The 23,300-nt window shown below is 71.3% G+C and carries 20 protein-coding genes; 10 read left to right on the top strand and 10 right to left on the bottom strand.

The features are described 5' to 3' along the window. Positions 1–30: 30 nt before the first annotated feature. Both E4P42_RS21005 and lysX read left to right on the top strand, forming a co-directional pair. A complete protein-coding gene (locus E4P42_RS21005; protein WP_135128009.1) occupies positions 31–390 on the top strand; it encodes a DUF1844 domain-containing protein in 360 nt (119 codons plus the stop codon). 91 nt (positions 391–481) lie between these two features. After that, on the top strand, positions 482–3,802 hold the full coding sequence (gene lysX, locus E4P42_RS21000; RefSeq protein ID WP_135128008.1) for a bifunctional lysylphosphatidylglycerol synthetase/lysine--tRNA ligase LysX: 3,321 nt from the start codon (positions 482–484) through the stop codon (positions 3,800–3,802). A 6-nt stretch (positions 3,803–3,808) separates the two neighbouring features. On the opposite strand, the gene E4P42_RS20995 is transcribed toward lysX, so the two are convergent. Both E4P42_RS20995 and E4P42_RS20990 read right to left on the bottom strand, forming a co-directional pair. Beyond that, a complete protein-coding gene (locus E4P42_RS20995) occupies positions 3,809–4,906 on the bottom strand; it encodes a hypothetical protein (protein ID WP_135128007.1) in 1,098 nt (365 codons plus the stop codon). Then, on the bottom strand, positions 4,903–6,225 hold the full coding sequence (locus tag E4P42_RS20990; protein ID WP_135128006.1) for a hypothetical protein: 1,323 nt from the start codon (positions 6,223–6,225) through the stop codon (positions 4,903–4,905). Before E4P42_RS20990 ends, E4P42_RS20995 begins: the two co-directional genes overlap by 4 nt. 56 nt (positions 6,226–6,281) lie before the next feature. Between E4P42_RS20990 and E4P42_RS20985 the strand changes: the two genes are divergently transcribed. Then, on the top strand, positions 6,282–6,752 hold the full coding sequence (locus E4P42_RS20985; RefSeq protein WP_135128005.1) for a hypothetical protein: 471 nt from the start codon (positions 6,282–6,284) through the stop codon (positions 6,750–6,752). Positions 6,753–6,757: 5 nt separating this feature from the next. Here E4P42_RS20985 and E4P42_RS20980 read toward each other — a convergent pair whose 3' ends face one another. From E4P42_RS20980 to E4P42_RS20970, 3 genes are all read right to left on the bottom strand, one after another. Beyond that, entirely contained in the window at positions 6,758–8,077 is a 1,320-nt protein-coding gene (locus E4P42_RS20980) for a CHAT domain-containing protein (RefSeq protein WP_135128004.1), read from the bottom strand. After that, positions 8,068–9,765, bottom strand: coding sequence for a hypothetical protein (locus tag E4P42_RS20975; RefSeq protein ID WP_135128003.1), 1,698 nt, complete (start codon positions 9,763–9,765; stop codon positions 8,068–8,070). The genes E4P42_RS20980 and E4P42_RS20975 overlap by 10 nt, the downstream gene beginning before the upstream one ends. A 62-nt stretch (positions 9,766–9,827) precedes the next feature. Then, the gene (locus E4P42_RS20970) at positions 9,828–10,292 is read right to left on the bottom strand and encodes a lipoprotein LpqH (protein ID WP_135128002.1); all 465 of its coding nucleotides are present in this window, start codon (positions 10,290–10,292) and stop codon (positions 9,828–9,830) included. A gap of 108 nt (positions 10,293–10,400) precedes the next feature. Here E4P42_RS20970 and E4P42_RS20965 point away from each other — a divergent pair, with 108 nt between their 5' ends. Genes E4P42_RS20965 through E4P42_RS20955 form a run of 3 tightly spaced genes read left to right on the top strand, consistent with a single transcriptional unit; the run spans position 10,401 to position 13,400 of the window. Further along, positions 10,401–10,697: a hypothetical protein gene (locus E4P42_RS20965; RefSeq protein WP_135128001.1), complete on the top strand. Its 297-nt coding sequence runs from the start codon at positions 10,401–10,403 to the stop codon at positions 10,695–10,697. 3 nt (positions 10,698–10,700) lie between these two features. Next, positions 10,701–11,867, top strand: a complete 1,167-nt coding sequence (locus tag E4P42_RS20960) for a winged helix DNA-binding domain-containing protein (protein WP_167759566.1) — start codon at positions 10,701–10,703, stop codon at positions 11,865–11,867. A gap of 51 nt (positions 11,868–11,918) precedes the next feature. Then, complete coding sequence (locus E4P42_RS20955; protein WP_135128000.1) at positions 11,919–13,400, top strand: NAD(P)/FAD-dependent oxidoreductase; 1,482 nt, start codon at positions 11,919–11,921, stop codon at positions 13,398–13,400. Here E4P42_RS20955 and uvrA read toward each other — a convergent pair. After that, a complete protein-coding gene (gene uvrA / locus E4P42_RS20950) occupies positions 13,390–16,284 on the bottom strand; it encodes an excinuclease ABC subunit UvrA (protein ID WP_135127999.1) in 2,895 nt (964 codons plus the stop codon). The two genes, E4P42_RS20955 and uvrA, sit on opposite strands and share 11 nt — an antisense overlap. A 98-nt stretch (positions 16,285–16,382) precedes the next feature. Here uvrA and E4P42_RS20945 point away from each other — a divergent pair, with 98 nt between their 5' ends. Next, complete coding sequence (locus tag E4P42_RS20945) at positions 16,383–17,060, top strand: MBL fold metallo-hydrolase (RefSeq protein ID WP_135127998.1); 678 nt, start codon at positions 16,383–16,385, stop codon at positions 17,058–17,060. Continuing rightward, entirely contained in the window at positions 17,050–17,565 is a 516-nt protein-coding gene (locus E4P42_RS20940) for a DUF427 domain-containing protein (protein WP_135127997.1), read from the top strand. Before E4P42_RS20945 ends, E4P42_RS20940 begins: the two co-directional genes overlap by 11 nt. A 3-nt stretch (positions 17,566–17,568) precedes the next feature. Here the strand turns inward: E4P42_RS20940 and E4P42_RS20935 are convergent, their stop codons facing one another. Together E4P42_RS20935 and E4P42_RS20930 are read right to left on the bottom strand one after the other, a co-directional pair. Then, positions 17,569–18,870: a cytochrome P450 gene (locus E4P42_RS20935; RefSeq protein ID WP_135127996.1), complete on the bottom strand. Its 1,302-nt coding sequence runs from the start codon at positions 18,868–18,870 to the stop codon at positions 17,569–17,571. Between the two features lie 70 nt (positions 18,871–18,940). After that, on the bottom strand, positions 18,941–19,384 hold the full coding sequence (locus E4P42_RS20930) for a universal stress protein (protein ID WP_135127995.1): 444 nt from the start codon (positions 19,382–19,384) through the stop codon (positions 18,941–18,943). Positions 19,385–19,653: 269 nt separating this feature from the next. On the opposite strand from E4P42_RS20930, the gene E4P42_RS20925 reads away from it, so the two are divergent. Continuing rightward, on the top strand, positions 19,654–20,325 hold the full coding sequence (locus tag E4P42_RS20925) for a UdgX family uracil-DNA binding protein (protein WP_135127994.1): 672 nt from the start codon (positions 19,654–19,656) through the stop codon (positions 20,323–20,325). Positions 20,326–20,341: 16 nt separating this feature from the next. Here the strand turns inward: E4P42_RS20925 and E4P42_RS20920 are convergent, their stop codons facing one another. Further along, the gene (locus E4P42_RS20920) at positions 20,342–21,199 is read right to left on the bottom strand and encodes an acyl-CoA thioesterase II (RefSeq protein ID WP_135127993.1); all 858 of its coding nucleotides are present in this window, start codon (positions 21,197–21,199) and stop codon (positions 20,342–20,344) included. Between the two features lie 115 nt (positions 21,200–21,314). On the opposite strand from E4P42_RS20920, the gene E4P42_RS20915 reads away from it, so the two are divergent. Continuing rightward, positions 21,315–22,676 (top strand): HAMP domain-containing sensor histidine kinase, encoded by a 1,362-nt coding sequence (locus tag E4P42_RS20915; RefSeq protein ID WP_135127992.1) that lies wholly within the window; start codon positions 21,315–21,317, stop codon positions 22,674–22,676. A 61-nt stretch (positions 22,677–22,737) separates the two neighbouring features. Here E4P42_RS20915 and E4P42_RS27060 read toward each other — a convergent pair whose 3' ends face one another. Further along, a complete protein-coding gene (locus E4P42_RS27060; RefSeq protein WP_167759565.1) occupies positions 22,738–23,142 on the bottom strand; it encodes a hypothetical protein in 405 nt (134 codons plus the stop codon). Positions 23,143–23,300 lie beyond the last annotated feature (158 nt).

The raw sequence follows: 23,300 nt of genomic DNA, 5'->3' as shown, positions 1-23,300 counted from the left end.
AGGACGGTCGCGCATGCCAGTCTAGCAGGCATGACCGATGATCGAGACACACCCGGTTTCGACCCCGCGGGGGTCCGCGAGCTGGCAGACATCCCGGCGGTGGAGGTGATCACCCGCTCGGCGGTGATGCTGATGAGCGCGGCGGCCGAGAAACTCGGGCTGTCGCACGAGGACCCGGACGAGTCGCCGCACCGCGACCTCGACGAGGCCCGTCGGCTGATCACCGCCCTGGCCGGCCTGGTCACCGCCTCGGTCGAGTACCTGGGCCCCCACGCCGGTCCGGTGCGCGACGGGCTGAAATCGCTGCAACTGGCGTTCCGCGAGGCCAGCGCCGCCCCCGACGAGCCCGGTAAGGGTCCCGGCGAGAAGTACACCGGCCCGGTCTGGTGACTCCGGTGACCGCGCCGGCCGCGGGCGTCTTTCCTGACACCTCGCGCGCGGTCCACCCAATCGACGCCCCGAGCGAATATCGTCGCGGCCTATGACCCTCACCAGTGCGCCCGCGGTGCGGCCGTCCACGCGCTACTCCTGGGTGCCGGCCGCCGCCGGGTGGACCGTCGGCATCATCGCGACGCTGTCCCTGATGGCCAGCGTGTCACCGCTGGTGCGCTGGATCATCAGGGTGCCGCGCGAGTTCGTCAACGACTACATCTTCAACTTCCCGGACACCAGCTTCGCGTGGGCGTTCGTGCTCGCGCTGCTGGCCGCCGCACTCGCCGCCCGCAAACGGATCGCATGGTGGGTGCTGCTGCTCTACATGGTTGCGGCGACCGGGGTGAACATCATCGACCTCATCGCCGGGGACGAGTCGCTGGTGCAGGAGACCGGCGAGCTCATCGGGCTGGTGTTCCACATCGCGGCGGTGGCGTTCCTGCTCCTTGCCCGACCGCAGTTCTGGGCGCGGGTGCGGCGCGGCGCGCTGGTCAAGGCGGCCGCCACACTGGTCGCGGGTATGGCGGTCGGCATCCTGGTCGGCTGGGGCCTGCTCGAACTGTTCCCCGGCACCCTCGAGCGGGACTACCGGCTGGCGTATGCGGCGAACCGCGTGTTCGCGTTCGCCGGGGTGGACTCCGACGCCTTCAACGGCCAGCACCCGCATGTACTGGTCAACGCCCTGCTCGGCCTGTTCGGGGCGCTCGCGCTGATGACGGCGGCCGTCGTGCTGTTCCAGTCCCAGCGGTCCACCAACGCGCTCACCGGCGAGGACGAATCCGCGATCCGCGGCCTGCTCGAGGTGTTCGGCAAGAACGACTCGCTGGGCTACTTCGCGACCCGGCGGGACAAGTCGGTGGTGTTCGCGCCCAGCGGGCGCGCGGCGATCACCTACCGCGTCGAGGTCGGGGTGTGCCTGGCCAGCGGTGACCCGGTCGGGGACCCGAAAGCGTGGCCGCAGGCCATCGCCGCCTGGCTGCAGCTGTGCCAGACCTACGGGTGGGCACCCGGCGTGATGGGCGCCAGCACCGCGGGCGCCGAGGCCTTCCGCTCGGCGGGGCTCAACGCGATTCAGCTGGGTGACGAGGCGATCCTGCACCCGGACCGGTTCCGGCTGTCGGGGCCGGACATGCGGGCCGTGCGCCAGGCCGTCACCCGGGCCCGCCGCGCCGGTGTGACGGTGCGCATCCGCAGGCACCGCGAGCTGGGCTCCGCCGAGATGGCCGAGGTGCTCGCCCGCGCCGACCGGTGGCGCGACACCGAGACCGAGCGTGGGTTCTCGATGGCACTCGGCCGACTCGGCGACCCCGCGGACGGCGACTGCCTGCTGGTTGAGGCGGTGCAGGGCGACGCCGCGGCAGGCGGCGAGGTGGTGGCGATGCTGTCGCTGGTGCCGTGGGGCAGCAACGGCGCCTCACTCGATCTGATGCGCCGGTCACCGCAGTCGCCGAACGGGACCATCGAGCTGATGGTCAGCGAGCTGTGCATGCAGTCCGAGGACATCGGGGTCACCCGCATCTCGCTGAACTTCGCGATGTTCCGGTCGGCGTTCGAACAGGGCGCACAGCTCGGTGCGGGCCCGGTCGCCCGGTTGTGGCGCTGGCTGCTGGTGTTCTTCTCGCGGTGGTGGCAGCTGGAGACCCTGTACCGGTCGAACATGAAGTACCAGCCCGAGTGGGTCCCCCGCTATGCGTGCTACGAGGACGCCCGGCTGATCCCCCGCGTCGGGGTCGCCTCGGTGATCGCCGAGGGCTTCCTGGTCCTGCCGTTCTCGCGACGCAACAAGCAGCACACCGGACAACACATCTCCGCACCCGAGACGCTGGTCGCCAGCGGGGTGCTGCACCACGACGGCAGCGCCCCCGATGTGACGGGGCTCCGCGAGGACGCCGACGCCGACGCGGCTGTCCCGCGGTTGCCCGAGCAGGTTCGGGTGCGGATGGCAAAGCTGAAATCGCTGCAGGACAGCGGGATCGATCCGTATCCGGTCGGCAGCGCGCCGACCCACACCGCCGCGGCGGCCGTCGACGCCGACGATGATGTGGAGCTCAGCGTGTCCGGCCGCGTGCTTCGCGTGCGCGACTACGGCGGCGTGCTGTTCGCCCAGCTGCGGGACTGGTCGGGCGAACTGCAGCTGCTGCTCGACAACGCGCAGCTCGAGCAGGGCCGCACCGCCGATTTCACCGCGGCCATCGACCTCGGCGACCTCATCGAGGCCACCGGCACCATGGGCTACAGCAAGAAGGGCACCCGGTCGCTGCTGGTGCGGCGCTGGCGGCTCACCGGCAAATGCCTGCGCCCGCTGCCGGACAAGTGGAAGGGCATGACCGACCAGGAGGCCCGGGTGCGGGCGCGCTACGTGGACCTCGCCGTCAACACCGAGGCGCGCGACCTGATCCGGGCCCGCAGCGGTGTGCTGCACGCCATCCGGGACACGCTGTACCACAAAGGTTTCCTCGAGGTGGAGACACCGATCCTGCAGCAGATCCACGGCGGCGCCAATGCGCGGCCGTTCCTCACCCACATCAATGCCTACGACCTGAATCTGTACCTGCGCATCGCCCCCGAGTTGTACCTGAAACGGCTGTGCGTGGGCGGTGTGGAGCGGGTCTTCGAACTGGGGCGGGCGTTCCGCAACGAGGGCGTGGACTTCTCCCACAACCCCGAATTCACCCTGCTCGAGGCGTATCAGGCGCACGCCGACTATCACGTGTGGATCGACGGCTGCCGGGAACTCATCCAGAACGCCGCGATGGCGGCCAACGGTGAGCACGTCTTCCTGCGCCCGCGTGAGGACGGTGTGATGGTGCCGGTCGACATCAGCGGCGAATGGACGGTCAAGACCGTGCACGACGCGGTGTCCGAGGCCCTCGGCGAACACATCGACGCCCAGACCGATCTGGCGACGCTGCGCCGGTACGCCGATGCGGCGGGCATCCCCTACCTGACCCACTGGGACGCCGGCGCTGTGGTGCTCGAGATGTACGAGCACCTGGTTGAGGACCGCACCGAGAAGCCGACGTTCTACAAGGACTTCCCCACCTCGGTGTCGCCGCTGACCCGCCCGCACCGCAGCATCCCCGGTGTCGCCGAACGGTGGGACCTGGTGGCGTGGGGCGTCGAACTCGGCACGGCCTACAGCGAACTCACCGATCCGGTGGAGCAGCGCCGACGGCTGCAGGAGCAGTCGCTGCTGGCGTCCGGCGGTGACCCGGAGGCGATGGAACTCGACGAGGACTTCCTGCAGGCGATGGAGTACGCGATGCCGCCCACCGGTGGCCTCGGGATGGGCGTGGACCGGGTGGTCATGCTCATCACCGGGCGCAGCATCCGCGAGACGCTGCCGTTCCCGTTGGCCAAACCGCGCTGACGCCGGTCAGTAGTCGGCTTCGGCGGCCAGCACCTCGGCGAGGAACGCGTCGGCACCCGGGGCGCTCAGCCGCGACCGGGCGAACTGCCGCACCCGGTGCCGCACCTGCGCGGACTCCCCCGCCGCAACACCCACCGTGACCGCGGTGTCCTGCCACCGCACGTCCCAGGCGGCCGATTCTGTGAGCGGCTCGCCCGCTGCGCCGTAGAGCGCGAGTGAGGCGCGGCCCTGCGCGTCGAACTCGCCCCACCCGGTGATGGGGCCGTTGGCCACGCGGACCGTGATGCCGGCCGCCGACGATCCGCCGAGGAGGTCCGCGTCGACGTGGGCCACCGCCGGCCCGTCCGCCCGGACGGTCCAACGCACCGTGTGCTCCGCGGCGTCGAAGATGCCGGGCGGCACCGAGCCCCACCCGATCGACGCCGACCCCGACGCCACCACACCGGCCGCCTCGGGCCCGCGGCTCGCTCCGGCCACCAGCGCATAGTCGTCGCGGCGGTGGCCTGCCGGGGTGGCGGCTGCGGGTGAGGCCCCGGCGAAGCCTGGGACGCCGAGGTCGGCGGCCAGCTCGGCGCAGCGCGCCACGAGATCGGCGATCCGCGGATCGCCCAGCCGCGCCACGGCGTCGAGGTGCGCGGCGTGCGGCCGCAGCAGCTGTGCGGCGTCGGCATCGAACGTGTCGTCGTCGAGGAAGTCCTCGGCGTCCGCGGTCAGCACCGCCACCTCGGCGTCGAGCAGCGCACCGTCGAGTTCGGCGATGCCGTCGATGCGGCTGGCCGGCCACCAGCGGCGCAGCCAGTGACCCAGCGCCAGGCGGCGCAGCGGCGCCACCGCGTCGGCGGCGATCTCGACGCCGTCCACCTCCACGGGCTCCCGCGGGCCGGCGGTGGTCGCGGCGACGAGCGCGGTGTGACCGGCCGGGCCGAGCAGCCGCCACAACCAATCCGCTTGAGCCACATCGGTGAACGCGATGTGCACCGGCTGGGCCGGATCGTCGGCGGGCCATGACAGCACCGCCCCGCTCACCTCGAGCACGGCGGCCAGCGGAGGCGACGGCGGCACCGGACCGGTGCTCCAGAGACCCCGGTCGGGGACGAGTCTCATGCCGCCACCGTCACTTCCAGCATGGCCTTGATGCGCTGACGGTGGTCGAGGCTGACCGACCGCGCCACCCCTTCGAGCAGGCTGCGCACGTCGTCGACGTCCTCGCAGGGCTCCTGCCACACGTCGCGGCCATGCAGCCGGGCCCACAGCCGGCTCAGGTACGGCCGGGCGAACGCGGCCAGTTCGTCGACGACGTGCTGCTGGCGCGGGTGCAGAGCGGCGTCGCCTCCCAGGCAGCGACGGGCGTGCAGCACGTAGGCCTCCTTGCGCAGCCGGGCCTGGATCACCGCGGCGAGCGCGTACGAGGGCGTGGCCGAATCATCCAGCGGAGCAAGCTGGCCGGCGACCTCGATACCGGCGATGAGCGTGGCCTGTTTGTCCTCGGCCAGCAGACCCCATGGTGCGCACACCCGGTCGACCTCCTCGGCGCACAACTGCGGGATGTCGGGCAGACCGTCGCGGTCCAGTGCCCGGCGCAACGTCGCGCGCACCCGGTCGACCACGGACCGGTCCAGCGGCCGGTCCCCCACCCCGCCGCCGTCGATGACCGGCATGGGCTGCGGCGCCACCGAACTCAGCCCCAGCGCCACGATCGACCACGGCAGTGGGGCGCCATCCGTGCGGGCGAACACGCCGAGATTGTGCGGCGTCGCATCGGCGATGAGCGCGCTCCACACCCGCTGGCGTGCCACCGCGGCCCGATGGGTGTCGGCCGGGCCCAGGATGGTGTCCAGTCCGGCCAGGAAGGGGCCGGTGATCGCGCCGTCCGGCCGCACGTCGCGCCAACTGCGGGTCAGTTGCGCCGACAGGCGGGCGACGACGGCGGCGTCGTCCACGTAGGCGATCAGCGCCTCGGTGGCGGTGCGGTCGCGCTCGCCGTGAATCTCCCGCAGTGTCGCCGCCGCAGTGTCCGTGTCGTCGGGTGCGGGCGCCCCGCGACGCACCGCCAGTTCGAAACACACCGGGAAGTACAGCTCCTGGGCGTTGCCCGTGGTGATGCGCAGCCGCCGGCGCTCGGCCTTGAGCAGCGCGAACCAGTCCGCCGCGGCCCGCAGCGCCGCGGCGTGGCCGACGATGACGTCGCGCATCTCGGCGGCCACTTCGCCGGTCACCACCGGCGCCGAGTACTGCGGATTCATCCGCAGCCGCAGCACCAGCGGATCGATGATCCGTTTCACCGTGCGGCGCAACGGGCCACCGTCCTGCCCGCTGAGTACCGCGACGCCGGGACCGATCTCCCGCCAGGCGGCGTCGATGACCACACGACGCGGCCGGTCCACCGCCACGGCGGTCTGCGCGGTCTGCGGGCTGACGGTCATCGGGACAGGATAGAAGTCGTGCTCGGTAGCCGACAGGCCGTCGCAACCTGGACGCCATGTCCATGACACTGTTCATCCCGCTGGCCGGCGCGTTGTGTGTGGCCGCCGCGACGCTGCTGCTGCCCGCCACCTCGCGCCGCCGACTCGTTTCGCCGCCGCCGACGCCCGACGAGGCCGGGGAGCAGCTGGTCACCGGCGATGAGATCCGCGCCGTGTGTGCGGCTTTCGACCGAATGCTGATGGACAAGGGGCTGGTGACCACCGAGCAGCTCGACACCATCCGGCGCGGTACCAGGACCCGGGCCGTGGTCACCGCACTGCGGCGCACCGGGACGGTGTGCGAGGACTACAGCGAGGTGGAACTGGATCTCATCGTGCGCCGGCCCGGCGGCGGGCAGTTCCCCGCGCACGAGACCGCGCTGATCCCGGTGCACTCGCTCGATCAGGTCACGCCCGGTAGCGACGTCGTCGTCTACTACCGCGACGCCGACCAGACCGCGGTCGCGGTGTGGGTGCCGCATCCCTGAGCGCCTCACCGCGTGCCGTCCACCGCGAACGTGACCAGGGCGGCCCAGTGCAGCGGGCCGGCAGCGGCGTCCCCGGCGCGCCACTGGCGCAACCGCTCTCGCTGCCAGTCGTTGACGGCCCGTCCCGCTTGCGGTTGCTCGTGCGCGGTGTCCACCGCGGCGATGATGTCCGCCATCGGATCGCCCGCGTCGTCGGCCGGGCGGAATTCGCGGTGACCGGCCGTGGTGGGCAGCGACCACAGCGTCGCGGTCACGGTCTGCGCACCACTCAGGATCATCGCCGAGACCAGGCCACTGGCTTCATCGAAGCGGTAGTCGCCGCCGGATGCGCACGCCAGCAGCGCGACTCGCGGCGGCATCGGCAGCCGCCGCGCGATGATCCCCGCGGCGGTGAGCGCCGCCGGCTCGGCCAGGTACAGCGCGGCCCGCTCGGCGCCGCCGTCGTCTCCGACAGTGGCGTGCCCGACGTAGAGCAGCCGGCTCGGGCCGCGCGCCAGCATGCCGGCCAGCCAGTCCCGGTCGACGTCGGTGCGCCGGAACAGTTGCGCGGCCGTCGCCGTCTCGGGGAGCGCGGGACGGCGCCGCAAGGTCTGTTCGACATACCGCACCGCCGGGCTGTCGTCTGACGGGCGACCCAGCACGGAGCCCAGCGCCGAGTCCGGCCGTTGCCCGGGGACTCGTGGATCGAGCACCAGCAGCGGCGGGGCGTCGCGGCGGTCCTCCCACCGAGCCGGCGTCCGCTGCGCGTGCACGATGTTCGGCGGCACGGCCATGAACACATCGGCGAGTTCCATCAACCGTCGCCCGTCGGTGTGGGCGTCGATGTCCGCGAGCTGCCAGGGGATGTGGGCGGCCGCCGGGCCGCTCCGGGTCATCGCCTCGGCCCGCGCGCGGACCAGTTCCTCGGCGGTGGGCCCGGACGTCGGCACGGCGAGCAGGCCCCACGGCACCCCGGCCAGCCGGGCGCTCGGCGACACGAACAGTGCCGGACGCGAAGTGTCCGCGTACTCGGAGAGCAACGCCCACGCCTGCGCCCCGAGCAGCAACACCCCGAGGATGTAGGACAGGGTCAGTTCGCGCACCGGTGAGCTGAACGGGCCACGGGTCATGGCGCGTTCGAGCGCGTCGCGCCGGCTCTCGCCGCCATGCGGTTCGGGTAGTGCATCGACGAGTTCCTGCCGCGCCGCCAGCACCAGCGGCACCTCGACCACCCAGGTCACGGTGCGCGACGGCTGCCCGACGACGCGCAGCACGCCGTAGGTGGCGATGCCCACGTCGGCGAACCGCAGCACCAGGGTGTCGGTCGCCTCGCCACTCACGGCCATGTCGACCAGCCCGGCTCGTCGGAGGTGACGGTGCGCCCGTAACGATCGGCGGCCAACTGCCGGTACCGGTCGAGCACCGGCCCGGCGCCCGGGTCCATCTGCAGCGGCGGCAGGGGGCCCAGCCGGGTCAGCGCCGCCGCGGCGGGTGCGGCCGGGCCCGCCGCGACGAGCGCGAGATCGTCGGGGTCGTCGAGCGGTACGGTCGCGGCGGCGGTGTCCGGGAGCCCGCCTCCGCCACCGGCGGTCGCGGCCTCGCTGAAGGCGCCTCGTGCGCGGTGGTATTCGATGAGCTCGCCGAGAAGGGCGGTGTCCTCCCCCTCCCAGGCCACCGCGAACGCACCCGCGAGAATCGGTGCGGACACCGCCGTCGCCCACCGCATCCGCGCCCGCGAGTCGGCCAGCGCATAGCGCACCGCGTCCACCGCCAGCGCGGCCGGGACCTTCAGGTCGGCGGCCTGCTTGAGCTTGTGCATCGCGCTGCGGTGCCGGTCCGCTCCGGGGTCCGCCCGGGTGACACCGAGCGAGGCGACGTGTTTCTCCTCGACCTCGGCCAGGGTGTCGTCGGGATCGCCGGCCGCGTCGAAACCCAGATCGGCCAGCGCATCGGCCCGCCACACGGTGCCGAGATGGTCGTCGAGCCGGGCGTATTGCAGCCAACTGCTGCGCGGGGAGGCGTCGAGCTGCGCGCGGGCGTGTCCCACCATGGCGGCGGCCTCGGCGTAGTGGCCCCGGAAGATCGGGATCCAGCTGCGCTGCAGCAGGATCCGGTGCAGCCGCAGGGGCTTGGCCAGCTCCCGCCAGTGCCGCTCCGCGTGCGCCCAGCATTCGTCGGCCGCCGCGAGCTCACCGACTGCCATCCGGATCAGCCCGAGGTACATCCAGCACCGGGCGACATCGTCTGCGCGGGCGTACCGGTTGAGCACCGGCTGCGCTTCGGCGAGCAGCCGCTCGGTCGTCTCGTGATCGCCGGCCGCCCACGCGGCGGCTGCCCGTTCCAGCGCCGCCCGCGCCGAGGACAGCGGCCAGCCGCGGGTGTCGGCCCGGGCGTCCGCGCGCCGCAGCCATGGCTGCGCCTCGTCCAACCGACCGGTCGCGACACAGAATCTGCCGTAGCCGAGTCCTGCGGTGACCAGGAGGTGATCGGCCCAGTCGGCGTCGTTGCCCGGGTCGTCGACGCCCGCCAGGACCTGCTCCCACAGCGGTGCCGCACGTGCGTAGAGGTCGTCCTCTTCCAGCGCGGTCGCGCAGAGAATGCGCGCGCGGGTCAGCAGCACGGCATCGCCGTCGTCGCGGGCGAGTGCGGCCAACAGGGCCGCCGCCCGTTCGTGGTCACCGGCACCGGCGGCGCGGCCGATCTCGAGGAACCGGGCCCGCTGTGTGTAGTGGCGCACCATCGGCGCGAGGACCTCGGGCGGCAACGTCACCGGCGCCGGCGGCGTCCCGCCGCCGAGGATGTCGGCGTACACCGCGACGCAGTCGTCGATGCGCCGGATGCACTCGGCGGCACCGTCATCGGCGCCTCGGGCGAGATAGATGTCGCCGAGCTGAGCGAGCACCTCGAGCATGTGATCGTCCCGGTCGGCCCGTTCGATCGACGGCACCAGCGCCAACAGCAGGTCCCGGGCCGCCGCCTCCTCGCCGGCGAAGGCGAGCTGACGGGCGCGGGCGAGCTCGCCGCCGATCGTCACGGGCGAATCATAGAGAAGCGGCGGGCGTGCCGAGCACGCCCGCCGCCGGTGCGCGGGATGGATCAGCTGCAGCTCACCGTGATGCTGAAGGGTTTGGTGATCATCCCCGCCATCGGGTTCTTCAGGTCGGCGCCCGACGCCTCGCCGGTGATGGTGTAGGTGTCGCCGTCCACGGCCACCTCCGCCGAGCCGACCTTCGCGCCCATCGTGTTGGTGACCGCGAGCGCGTTGCCGTCGACGACGACGCCCAGAGACTCCACGGTGGGACTCGACTCGTCGGTCATCACGATGCCCAGGCCCTGCTGCCCGTTGATCGCACCGCTGCCGACGTTGATCTTGCCGCCCTGCTTGACGCAGGTCACCGAATCGAGGTCGAGCCCGGCGAGGTCGGCGCCGTCGACCTTGACCGCGGTGCTGCCACCGGAACTCACCTCGGTGCCCGGTGCGGCGGCCGGCTTCTCGTCCGAGCAGCCCACCAGGACACCGGCGGCGGCCATGGCGATCGCACCCGCGACAATTCGGTTCATTCTGGTTCTCCTTCGTTCGCTCGTCGCCCCGATGGCGTCGTCGTGGCACAAGTGAAAACCGGCGCGAACGCTACCGATCCCAACATCGCGCGCGGGTACGGTGACGGCATGCCCGACGATGAGCCCCCGGCCGCCGCAGCCGATCCCGAACCCGCCGCCGCGCCACCACCCCCGCCGGCCGAAGCCCTCGACACCGGCTACACGCCCGGCGGCGTGCCGACCTTCGACTCGGTGCGCGAGAAGATCGAGACCCGCTACGGCACGGCGGTCGGGGCGGCGGAGCTCGCCGCCGAGACTCCCGAGGGCCGCTCGGCCGACGAACAGTACGAGGAGCGGCAGCGCGCCGCCGCCGAGCGGCTCGCCCAGATCCGCGACGCGATGCGTGGCGACAGCGAAAAGGGTTGAGCACTGCGGTCTTTCACGGTCGCCGAGCGCCGGGCGCGGCTGGCCCGCCGTCACTTACTGCACACTGACACCGGCCCCGCCACGATCGCCGATGTGGTCGCCGGTGTGGTCGGCCTGCACGCCACCGACCCCGCCACCCCGTACCTGTCGCTGTGGGCGCGGGTGCCGGGCTTCCGCCGCGCCGACCTCGACGCCGCACTCTACGACCGCCGCAGCATGCTCAAACACCTCGCGATGCGCCGCACGCTGTGGCTGGTGTGCACCGAGGACCTGCCGGTCATCCAGGCCGCGGCCAGCGACCGGGTGGCGGCCACGGAGCGACGGCGGCTGATCGCCGACGCACAGAAGGGCGGCGTCGCCGACGACGGCGCGGTCTGGCTCGACGCGGCGTGCGCCGCGGTGCTGTCCCACCTCGCCGGACACGGGCCGACCGGTGCGCGGGATCTGCGGACCGCGCTGCCGGAGTTGGCCGGCAGCTACGACGGCGCCCCCGGCAAGCCGTGGGGTGGCGCCACTCCCCTGGCGCCGCGGGTGTTGACCGTGCTCGGTGTGCGCGGCGACATCGTCCGCGGGCCGAACGACGGCGGCTGGACCGTGAGCCGGCCCCGCTGGACCACGACCCGCGACTGGCTGGGGCCCACCGCGGCGCCCGTCGCGGCCGAGGATGCCGCGCGGATCGCGGTCGGCCGCTGGTTGCGGGCGTTCGGCCCGGCCACCGTCATCGACGTGAAGTGGTGGTTCGGCACCACGCTGACCTGGGCGCGGCAGGCGCTGGCGGCGCTCGGCGCGGTCGAGGTGGACCTGGCCGGAACGCCGGGCGTCGCGCTGCCCGACGATCTGGAACCCGAACCGTCACCGCCCCCGTGGGCGGCCCTGCTGCCTGGCCTCAACGTCACCACGATGGGCTGGTTCGACCGGGAGTGGTATCTCGGTGACCACCGGGCGCACGTGTTCGACCGCAACGGCAACGGCGGCCCGACGGCGTGGTGGGACGGCCGGATCGTCGGCGGCTGGTCACAGGACGCCGACGGCGAGGTACGGGTCCGCCTCGTCGAGGACGTCGGCGCCGAGGCGGTCGCCGCGCTGCAGGAGCGGGCCGACGAGCTCACCGCCTGGCTGGCCGGCGCCCGGATCAGCCCGCGCTTCCCGTCGCCGTTGATGAAAGCGTGATTCGAAGCCGCGCGTTGTGGCTAACCTACGTCGACGACGGAAGGGGTTGCGGTGGAGCATGTCGGTATCGCGATCATCGGCAGTGGGTTCTCCGGCCTGGGCGCCGCGATCCGGCTCGACGAGGCGGGGCACCGCGATTTCCTCGTGTTCGAACGAGGCTCCGACGTGGGCGGCACATGGCGGGACAACACCTATCCCGGCGCGGCCTGCGACGTGCCTTCCCACCTGTACTCGTACTCCTTTGCCCTGAACCCGGATTGGACGCGGTCGTTCTCGACGCAACCCGAGATCGAGCATTACCTCAGAGGAGTCGCCCAACGCTCCGGTGTGCTGGACCGGCACCGCTTCGGCTGCGCGGTGACGCGGACGGCGTGGAACGCGGCGCAACGGCGGTGGGAGCTGTCGACCGATCAGGGACCGGTCAGCGCCGACATCCTCATCACGGCGTTCGGCTCACTGGCCGAACCATCGCTGCCGGCCATCCCGGGCATCGAGGAATTCAGTGGAGAGATGTTCCACTCGGCGCAGTGGAACCACGACGCGGACCTGACCGGGAAACGCGTCGCGGTGATCGGCACCGGTGCGTCGGCCATCCAGATCGTGCCCGCCATCGCCGATCAGGTCGCGCATCTCGACGTCTACCAGCGCACCGCGCCATGGCTGCTGCCGCGTTTCGACCGGCCGTTCACCCGCGCGGAACGGTGGGCGTTCCGCAACGTGCCCGGATTCCTGCGACTGGCCCGCGCCGGGATCTACGCGGGCCGTGAGGTGCAGGTGGTCGGTCTGGCGAAGAACCCGAACCTGATGAAGGGGTTCGAACTGCTGTCGCGGCTCAAGATCCGTTCCGAGATCCGCGATCCCGACCTGCGGCGCAAGGTGACGCCGAACTTCCGGATCGGCTGCAAACGGATGCTGATCTCCAACGACTGGTATCCCACGCTGGACCGCGGCCACGTGGACCTGATCACCGACGGCATCGACCGCGTCGAGGGCCGGCGCATCGTGGCCTCGGACGGGACGGCGCGCGAGGTCGACGCCCTCGTCGTGGCGACCGGCTTCCACGTCACCGACTCACCGATGTTCGAGACCGTGTGCGGCGCCGACGGAGCCAGCCTCACCCAGAAGTTCGCCGACAAGGGCATGCGCGCCTACAAGGGCACGACGATCGCCGGGTATCCGAACATGTTCGTCCTCGTCGGCCCCAACACCGGCCTGGGCCACAGCTCGATGGTCTACATGATCGAGTCGCAGCTGAACTACGTCGTCGACGCCGTCACCACGATGAAGAAACGCGGGCTGAGCACCGTGGAGGTCCGCCAGGATGCGCTCGACGACTACAACCAGCAGCTGCAGCAGGCCTTGGCCGGCTCGGTGTGGATGACCGGACGCTGCGCCAGCTGGTATCTCGACGCGCACGGCAACAACACCACGCTGTGGCCCGACTTCACGTTCCGGTTCCGCAATCAGACCCGCCGGTTCGACCTCGACGCCTACGAGGTGACGCGCGCCGAGGAGCCGGCGCTCACGCGCTGACCTTGCGCCGCTTGCGGGTCGGCGCGGGCACGTCGAGCATCTCGGCGAGGAACTGCCCCGTGTAGCTGCCGGGTGTCGCCGCGACGTCCTCCGGGGTGCCCTCGGCCACCACGGTGCCGCCACCGGCCCCGCCCTCGGGACCCATGTCGATGATCCAGTCCGAGGTCTTGATGACGTCGAGGTTGTGTTCGATGACGATCACGGTGTTGCCCTTGTCGACCAGACCGTTGATCACCTTGAGCAGCTTGCGGATGTCCTCGAAGTGCAGGCCGGTGGTCGGCTCGTCGAGGATGTACACCGTCCGGCCGGTCGAGCGCTTCTGCAGCTCCGCGGCCAGCTTCACGCGCTGGGCTTCACCGCCGGACAGCGTCGGCGCCGGCTGCCCGAGCCGCACGTACCCCAGGCCCACGTCGACCAGTGTCTTGAGGTAGCGGTGGATCGAACTGATGGGCTCGAAGAACTCGGCGGCTTCCTCGATCGACAGGTCGAGCACCTCGGCGATGGTCTTGCCCTTGTAGTGCACCTCGAGGGTCTCGCGGTTGTAGCGGGCGCCGTGGCACACCTCGCAGGGCACGTACACGTCGGGCAGGAAGTTCATCTCGATCTTGATGGTGCCGTCGCCCGAGCAGGCTTCGCAGCGGCCGCCCTTGACGTTGAACGAGAACCGTCCCGGTTGGTAGCCGCGAACCTTGGCCTCGGTGGTGGCCGCGAACAGCGAGCGGATCTTGTCGAACACCCCGGTGTAGGTGGCCGGATTGGACCGCGGCGTGCGGCCGATCGGCGACTGGTCGACCCGCACCAGCTTGTCGAGCTGGTCCAGGCCGTTGATGCGGGTGTGCCGCCCCGGCACCTGCCGGGCGCCGTTGAGCTTGTTGGCCAGCACCGACGCCAAGATGTCGTTGACCAGCGTGGACTTGCCCGACCCCGACACCCCGGTGACCGACGTCAGCACCCCGAGCGGGAACGCGACGTCGACGCCCTTGAGGTTGTGCTCACGGGCGCCGACCACGGTGAGCTGGCGTTTGCGGTCGGTGGGCCGCCGCATCGCGGGCACGTCGATGCTCTCCCGCCCGGACAGGTACGCCCCGGTCAGGGAGTCCTTGTTGCGCAGCAGTTCCTGGTAGGGACCGCTGTGCACGATCCGTCCGCCGTGCTCACCGGCCGCCGGGCCGATGTCGACGACCCAGTCGGCGTGGGCGATGGTGTCCAGGTCGTGTTCCACGACGATCAGCGTGTTGCCCAGCTCGCGGAGGCGGACCAGCGTGTCGATGAGGCGGCGGTTGTCCCGCTGGTGCAGACCGATCGACGGTTCGTCGAGCACGTAGAGGACACCGACCAGGCCCGACCCGATCTGGGTGGCGAGCCGGATCCGTTGCGCCTCCCCACCGGAGAGGGTGGCCGCCGCCCGCGACAGTGACAGGTAGTCCAGGCCGACGTCGAGCAGGAACCCGAGGCGCGACTGGATCTCCTTGAGCACCTGACCGGCGATCGCCTGCTCGCGCGGGCCGAGCGTGAGCGCGTTGAGGAAGTCCGCGCAGTCGGCGATCGACAACTCGGCCACCTCGGCGATGGACTTCGCGCCGTGCTCCCCCGCCGCCATGGTGACGGCGAGGATCTCGGGCTTGAGGCGGGTGCCGTCGCACTCGGGGCACGGCACGTCGCGCATGAAGCCCTCGTAACGCTCCTTCATCTGTTCGGAGTCGGTCTGCTCCATGCGGCGCTGCAGGAACGCCATCACGCCCTCGAAGTCGGCGTAGTAGGAGCGGGTGCGGCCGTATCGGTTGCGGTACCGGACGTGCACCTGCTCGTCGCACCCCTCGAGGATCGCGCGGCGCGCCTTGGCGGGCAGCTTCTTCCACGGGGTGTCGGTGTCGAACCCCATCGCCTCGCCGAGGCCGGACAGCATGCGGGTGAAGTACTCCGCGGTCTGGCCCATCGACCACGGGGCGATCGCGCCCTCCGCGAGTGTCAGGTCCGGATCCGGCACCACCAGGTCGGGGTCGACCTCCTTGCGGATGCCCAGACCCAGGCACTCCGGGCAGGCGCCGTAGGGCGAGTTGAACGAGAACGACCGCGGTTCGAGGTCGTCGACGGCCAGCGGGTGGCCGTTGGGGCAGGCCAACTTCTCCGAGAACCGCTGTTCGCGGTGCGGGTGATCTTCCTCCCGGTCGACGAACTCCAGCACCACGATGCCCTCGGCGAGGCCGAGCGCGGTCTCGATGGAGTCGGTCAGCCGCTGCTTGGCCGTCGCCTTGACCGTCAGGCGGTCGACGACCACCTCGATGTCGTGCTTCTCCTGCTTCTTGAGCTTCGGCGGATCGGTCAGCGGATAGACCACCCCGTCGACGCGCACCCGGCTGTAGCCCTGGGTGTTGAGCTTCTCGAACAGGTCGACGAACTCACCCTTGCGGGTGCGCACCACCGGCGCGAGCACCTGGAACCGCAGCCCCTCGTCCATGGCCAGCACCTGGTCGACGATCTGCTGCGGGGTCTGCCGGGCGATGCGCTCACCGCACACCGGGCAGTGCGGGGTGCCGGCCCGGGCGTAGAGCAGGCGCAGATAGTCGTACACCTCGGTGATGGTGCCGACCGTGGATCGCGGGTTGCGGTTGGTCGACTTCTGGTCGATGGACACGGCGGGCGACAGGCCCTCGATGAAGTCCACGTCGGGTTTGTCCATCTGGCCCAGGAACTGCCGGGCGTACGCCGACAGCGACTCCACGTAGCGGCGCTGCCCCTCGGCGAAGATCGTGTCGAACGCCAGCGACGACTTGCCGGAACCGGACAGTCCGGTGAACACGATCAGGGCGTCGCGCGGCAGATCAAGGTCGACGCTGCGCAGGTTGTGCTCACGTGCACCCTTGACGATCAGGCGGTCAGCCAACTCGATCCTCTCGATTTCACAGCCGGGTTCCGACCCACGTCAGGACGGTCCCGACTCATGCTAGGTGCCATGTCCGACAAGCCCGATACGGTGGCCCTATGACAGTCGTCGACGACAACTACACCGGCCACGTCGAACCCCGGAACGCGGCCCGGCGCACGCTGCCCGGGGCGACGATCGTCAAGGTGTCGGTGGGCCCCATGGACAACAACGCCTACCTCGTCACGTGTTCCCGGACCGGCCAGACCCTACTCATCGACGCCGCCAACGACGCCGACGTCCTGGTCGACCTGGCCCGCGAACACGCACCGACCGTGACGTTGATCCTGACCACCCACCAGCACTTCGACCACTGGCAGGCCCTGGCCGCCCTGGCCGAGGCCACCGGCGCCCCGACCGCCGCCCACCGACTCGACGCCGACCCGCTGCCCGTCACCCCGGACCGCCTCCTCGCCGGCGGCGACACACTGCAGGTGGGGGATCTCACGTTCGACGTCATCCATCTGCGGGGGCACACCCCCGGGTCGGTGGCGCTCGCGCTGCGCGGCCCCGCCGCCGGCGACACGGTCCACCTGTTCACCGGTGACTGCCTGTTCCCGGGCGGGGTCGGCAAGACGTGGGAGCCCGGCCACTTCGAGCAACTGCTCCACGACGTCACCTCCCGGGTGTTCGACGTCTATCCCGATTCGACCGTGGTGTACCCGGGCCACGGCGACGACACCACGCTCGGCGCCGAACGCCCCCACCTGCAGGAGTGGCGCGACCGTGGCTGGTAGACCGCGGCCCGAACCCGCCCGGCCCGGCCAGGAGTCGGTGTGGGACTACCCGCGCCCGCCGCGGCTCGAGGAGTTTCGCGGGTCCATCACCGTCGAGTTCGGCGGCCGCACCGTCGCCTCGACCACCCGGGGGTGGCGGGTGCTGGAGACCAGCCACCCGCCCACCTACTACCTGCCGGCGGACACCTTCGCGCCGGGAACGCTGCGGCCCGCCGAGGGCGGGTCGTGGTGCGAGTGGAAGGGCCGGGCCGCCTACTTCGACGTCGTTGTTCATGACGGCGTGGTGGGTGACCGGGTGGCCCCGAAGGCGGCGTGGACGTACCCGCAGCCGACCCGCGGATTCGAAGCGATCGCCGGCGCGGTCGCGGTGATGGCCGCGCAGATGGACCGCTGCACCGTCAACGGCGAACAGGTGTTGCCGCAGCCCGGCGGCTTCTACGGCGGCTGGATCACCAGCCGGGTGGTGGGACCGTTCAAGGGCGTGCCCGGCTCGATGGGCTGGTAGCCCTCAGCCGCCCCAGGCCACCGGCAACCGTTTGATGCCGTGCACGAACGCCGACCGCAGGATGGCGGGTTCCTCGACCGCCACCAGGTCGGGCACCCACCGGTGCAGCTCCTCGTAGAGCACCCGGATCTCGCGCCGGGCGAGGTTGGCGCCGAGGCAGAAGTGCGCCCCGCCCGCGCCGAACCCGATCTGCGGGTTGGGATCTCGCGTCACATCGAACCGCCACGGGTCGGCGAAGCGGCGTTCGTCGCGGTTGGCCGAGCAGTACCACATCGACACCTTGTCGCCGGCCTTCATCGGCACGCCGCTCAGCTCGACGTCCTCGGTGAGGTTGCGGCGCATGAACATGATCGGTGAGCCCCAGCGCACGATCTCCTCGACGGCCGTCGGCGCGACCGCGTCGAAATCGTCCCACCACCGCTGCCGCTGTTCGGGGTAGCGGGTGAGCGCGACCAGGCCGTGGCTGATGGCGTTACGGGTGGTCTCGTTGCCGGCCGCCGAGAGGAGGATGAAGAACGAGGCGATCTCCGCAGAGGTGAGGCGCTCCCCGTCCACCTCGGCGCGCACCAGGTTGGTGGTGAGGTCATCGGCCGGGTGGGCCCGGCGGTCCTCGGCGAGCGCGACGCCGTACTGTCCCAGCGACATCACCGCATCGACGATGGTGTCGTGGTCGCCGGCCACCTCCTCGTCCCCGCCACCGAGAATGATCGAGGTCCAGCGGAAGACGTCGGCCTCGTCCTGCTCCGGAATGCCCATCATGTCGCAGATGATCTGCAGCGGGAACGGGCCGGCCACCGACGACACGAACTCGGCCCGGCCGTCGGGGTGGTCGGCGATCAGCGCCGACACCAGCCGCCGCGCCCGGTCGCGGACGCTTTCCTCGATGCGCGCCAACATCTTCGGCGTGAAGGCGCGGTTGACGATCCCGCGCAGCCGCAGATGCCGCGGATCGTCGAGGGAGATCATCGATCCGACGAACTCGGCGATCTCGGCCGGCGTGTCGTTGAGCGCGGTGCTGGTCGGGATCGAGCTGAACACCTCGGGATGACGGCTGGCGTGCCGCACGTCGTCGTAGGTGGTCAGCGCCCAATGCCCGGCGCCTGCGGTGAACCCGGCGAACTCGGGCACCTCGAAGAACCTGATCGGCGCCTCGCGGCGCAGCGTGGCGAACGCGCCGTCGCGCCGGTCGTCGTCCCACTCCCAGAAGTCCAGCGTGCCGAGGTCGATGTCGGCCAGCGGCACGTCTGGGGGTGGGGCGCCGTTCTCGCGGGGCGCGATCGCGGTGGGATGGATGGTTGTCGTCATGTTGACCTCCGCCGTCAGCCCGAGTGTCGCACCGGGGTGACGGCCGGAGGTCAGGTTTCGACGACCTGCGTCAGCTGGTGTGGACGATCAGCACGTCGGTCTTGGAGCGACGCGCGACGTTGGCGGGCACCGAGCCGAGCAGCCGGCCGGCGATGGTGCTCAGGCCGACGTTGCCGACGACCAGCAGGTCGGCCTTGACCTCGTCGGCGAGATCGACGAGCGCATCGACGGGCGCTCCGACAACCGCCTTCTCCTCGACATCCTCGGCGCCGGCCGAGCGCGCCCGGTCCTTGGCTTCGCGCAGGATCGCGTAGATGGGGGCGTTGCCGGCCATCTTGTAGCCCTCGTCCTTGAGGACGTCGGCGGCGCGCTGGTCTTCGCTCTGGGGGAAGTAGGCGGTCGCCACGATGAGCCTGGCACCGGACCCCGCCGCGATCTCGCCCGCGCGTTCGACTGCCCGCAGCGACGAGTCCGATCCGTCGGTGCCGACCACCACGGTGCGATAGGCGCTCATCCAAACCCTCCCAGTGTCATTTGCACGGCCAACCGGAACAGTAACGCGTCGTTCGACGGGCACGGGCACGATTGACCACACCCGGCGAGCCGTCCCGACCCGACGATCCGCGTTCTACCGGCACCGATGCTAGCGTCCGGCAACGCCGATCAGCGGGACAGAGTGACCGATCAGTCGCGCGCGGGGCGTGATCGGGCCGGGTCGCACCGCGGGCGGGTTCGTGACCGGCGCGACGCTTGGACCCGCGGTGGACGGGTAGTCCGTCCTCCATGCCGACCGCAGCACCCGGCGCCGAACAGTATGTGCCCGACACCCACGACCTGACGGCACTGGCCGGCGCCGCCCAGTCCTGCAAGGGCTGCGACCTGTACCTCGACGCCACCCAGACCGTGTTCGGGCAGGGCAGCCCGGACGCGACGGTGGTGTTCGTCGGCGAGCAGCCCGGCGATCAGGAAGACCGGGCGGGCTCCCCGTTCGTCGGCCCGGCCGGCAAGTTGCTCGACAAGGCGCTCGTCGCTGCGGGCATCGACCGCGGGACCGTCTATGTGACCAACGCCGTCAAACACTTCAAGTTCACGATGCCCGAGCGCGGCACCCGCCGGATCCACAAGACGCCCAGCCGCACCGAGGTGGTCGCGTGCCGGCCGTGGCTGATCGCCGAACTCGACGCCCTGCACCCCGAGGTGGTGGTGTTGCTCGGCGCGACCGCGGCGAAAGCACTGATGGGCAATGACTTCCGGCTGACCGCTCACCGGGGCGAGGTGTTGCACCTGCCACCCGGTCCCGGCGTGACCGACCTCGACGTCGACCCGGACGTGGTGGCTACGGTGCATCCGTCGTCGGTCCTGCGCGGCCCGCCCCAGAACCGGCAGGAGGCGTTCGACGCGTTGACCGACGACCTGCGGGTGGTGGCGCAGTTGATGCACGGCCGCCCGCAGTGACGACGGGGTGTCGCGCTCAGCCGGCGGCGGGCCGGCCGAAGTAGATCTCCTGGGTGGCGGTGCACACCAGCCCGCCGTCGCGGTTGTACATGGTGGCGGTGGCCAACCCGCGGCCGTGCACCCCACTGGGCGACACCGCGTCGGACAGGATCCAGCCGTGGAGATCGGCGGGGCGATGGAACCACACCGCATGGTCGATCAACGCGGAGAACCCGCTGATCGGTGTCATGCGGCGCATCACCATTGCGGTCTCGAGCAGCGTCGTCCCGGACACGTAGGTCAGCAGGGCGCTGCTCAGGATCGGGTCGGCGGGCACCACCTCACAGGGCCGCCACCACATCCGGATCCGCGGCGAGGGGTCCGGCCGCTCGAGGGCCAGCCGGGGTGGGGCGTCGACGTAGCGCAGGTCGAGCGGATGGGGCGCCACCCAGTGCCCGCGGTGTTCGTCGGCGTAGGCGCCCAATTGCTCCTGGACAGGCGGCAGCGACTCGGGCGCGGGCACGTCGGGCATCGCCTGCTGGTGGTCGAGGCTCTCGATGGGCGCGGTGAACGAGGCCAGCGCCTCGAGCAGCACCTGGTCGTCCTGCCGGGCCAGGACGCGGCGCGACGACAGCACGCCACCGTCGCGCAGCCGGGTGATCTCGAAGTCGACTGGGCGCCGGGCGTCCCCGGCGCGCAGCAGGTAGACGTGCATGCTGTGCGGGGTGCGGGCGGCATCGACGGTGCGGCCGGCCGACATCAGCGCCTGACCGGCGATGTGCCCGCCGACGATGTGATGGGCCGGGTTGTCCAGCTGGGTGGCGACGAACTCGTCGTCCCCCACCTTCTCGACGTCGAGGGTCGCCAGGATGTCCGCCAGGATCGGTCGCGCCACCGGGGCATCATGCCGGACGGCGCCGTCGGCGAACGAACCGGTCAGGCAAGATGAGCCTCGTGAACAGCGTCGCGCCGAGCTCGCGCCCGCCGGGTGTCGGGCAGCTCATCCGGTGATGCGTCCCGACGAGCGGCTGCGGCGCTTCATGCCGATGCCGATGCCGATCCTGTCGTTGCGCACGATCGTCATCGTCGCCGCGCTGTCGGTGGTCGTGCTGGTCCTCACGCTGGGCACCTGGGTGTGGATCGGCGTCACAAACGACCAGTACAGCCAGCTGGACCGGCAACTCGACTCGGTCACCAGCCTCGGCGATCTGAGCAGCCTGCTCAGCGCCGCGGAGACCACCGATGCCGCCGAATCCCCGCTGCCCGACAGCACACTGGTGCGCACCGCGCGGTTCGGCGGGACGACCGTGTCGGTGCCCAGCGACGTCGTCCTGCCGGAACTCGACATCGGGTACGCCAACACCACGATCAACGGGGTGGAGTACCGCGTGCGGACGTTCGCCGCGGGGCCGGCCACCATCGCGCTGGGTGCGCCGCTGGAGGAGACGCAACGCCGGATCGATCAGCTGCACCTGCGGGTGGTGCTGATCTGCGGAGGTGTGATCGCCGGCACGGTGCTGGTCGGGTGGGTGATGTGGCTGATCATGATCAACCCGTTCCGCCTGCTCGCGCAACAGGCCCGCGCGATCAACGCCCAGTCCAAACCGGACGAGGTCCACGTCGGCGGGGTGTGGGAGGCGGCTGAGATCGCCGAGGCGGTCGAGGGGATGCTCGCGCGGATCGGCGAGGAGCAGCAGCGCACGAAGGCCGCGCTGGAATCGGCCCGCGACTTCGCCGCCGTGGCGTCGCACGAGCTCCGCACGCCGCTGACCGCCATGCGCACCAATCTGGAAGTGCTCTCGACGCTCGACATGACCGACGAGCAGCGCAAAGAGGTGATCGGTGACGTGGTGCGCACACAGACCCGCATCGAGGCCACGCTGACCGCACTCGAGCGGCTGGCTCAGGGCGAACTGACCACCGCCGAGGACCACGTACCGGTGGATGTCACCGAACTGCTCGACCGCGCGGCACACGATGCGCTGCGCAGTTATCCCGGCCTCGACGTGTCGCTGGTGCCGTCGGCGCAGGTGCGCATGCTGGGCCTGCCGGCGGGGTTACGGCTGGTCATCGACAACGCGATCGCCAACGCGGTCAAACACGGTCGGGCCACCCAGATTCGACTCAGCGCGATCCGATCCGGCGACGACGTCGAGATCGCGGTCGACGACAACGGCAGCGGGGTGCCCGAAACCGAACGCGCGCTGGTGTTCGAACGGTTCTCGCGTGGCTCCACAGCGTCGCGATCGGGCTCCGGGCTCGGTCTGGCTCTGGTGGCGCAGCAGGCGGAATTGCACGGCGGCACAGCGATGTTGGAGACCAGTCCGCTGGGCGGCGCGCGGCTGCTGTTGCGGCTGCCGGCCACCCGCTGACGCGATCGGGCCCGGCGTGTTCACGCCGGGCCCGATTCTGTGTTTCAGCGCCGTCGCGTCGTCACCAGTCCTCGCGGCGGTCCGCCGGGGTGGTGGCGGGTGCCGCGGCCGGCGCACCGGACGTGGCACTGGCCGACCAGAGTCCACCGGTTCCCGCGCAGAGGCCGTCGCTGGGCATCTTGATCTCGCTGGGCAGCGGGACCGGCAGACCCGGGATCTGCGGCACCTGGATCGTCGGCACGAAGTCCCACGGCCCGTTGGCGGCGGCACCGGGGGCGCCCGGCGCCGGGGCGCCCGGCAGCAGCCGGTCGAAGACCGCGGCCGCACCCTGCAGCGGTGGCAGCACGCCGCCCGGTGCGCCCGCGGCGCCGCTGGCAGACGCTCCCGGAGCGGCCGGGTACGGCGGCGTGGGGATGTTCACCGCGGTCGACGAGCTGGCCGGCGGCGTCGGAGGTGCCGGGGGCATAGCGACATTCACACCACCCGACGTCCCCGCCGGAGGTGCCGGAGGAGCCGGCGGCGCGAGGTTCGGCACCGAGCTGGCGGCCGGAACCGCAGGCGCCGGCGGCGCAGGCGGGACGACCGCGGCACCGGGACCACCACCGCCTGCACCCGGAGCCGGCG

This window comes from Mycobacterium sp. PS03-16, assembly GCF_004570325.1.
Taxonomy (GTDB): Bacteria; Actinomycetota; Actinomycetes; order Mycobacteriales; family Mycobacteriaceae; genus Mycobacterium.
This window is presented reverse-complemented; position numbering and strand designations above follow the sequence as displayed.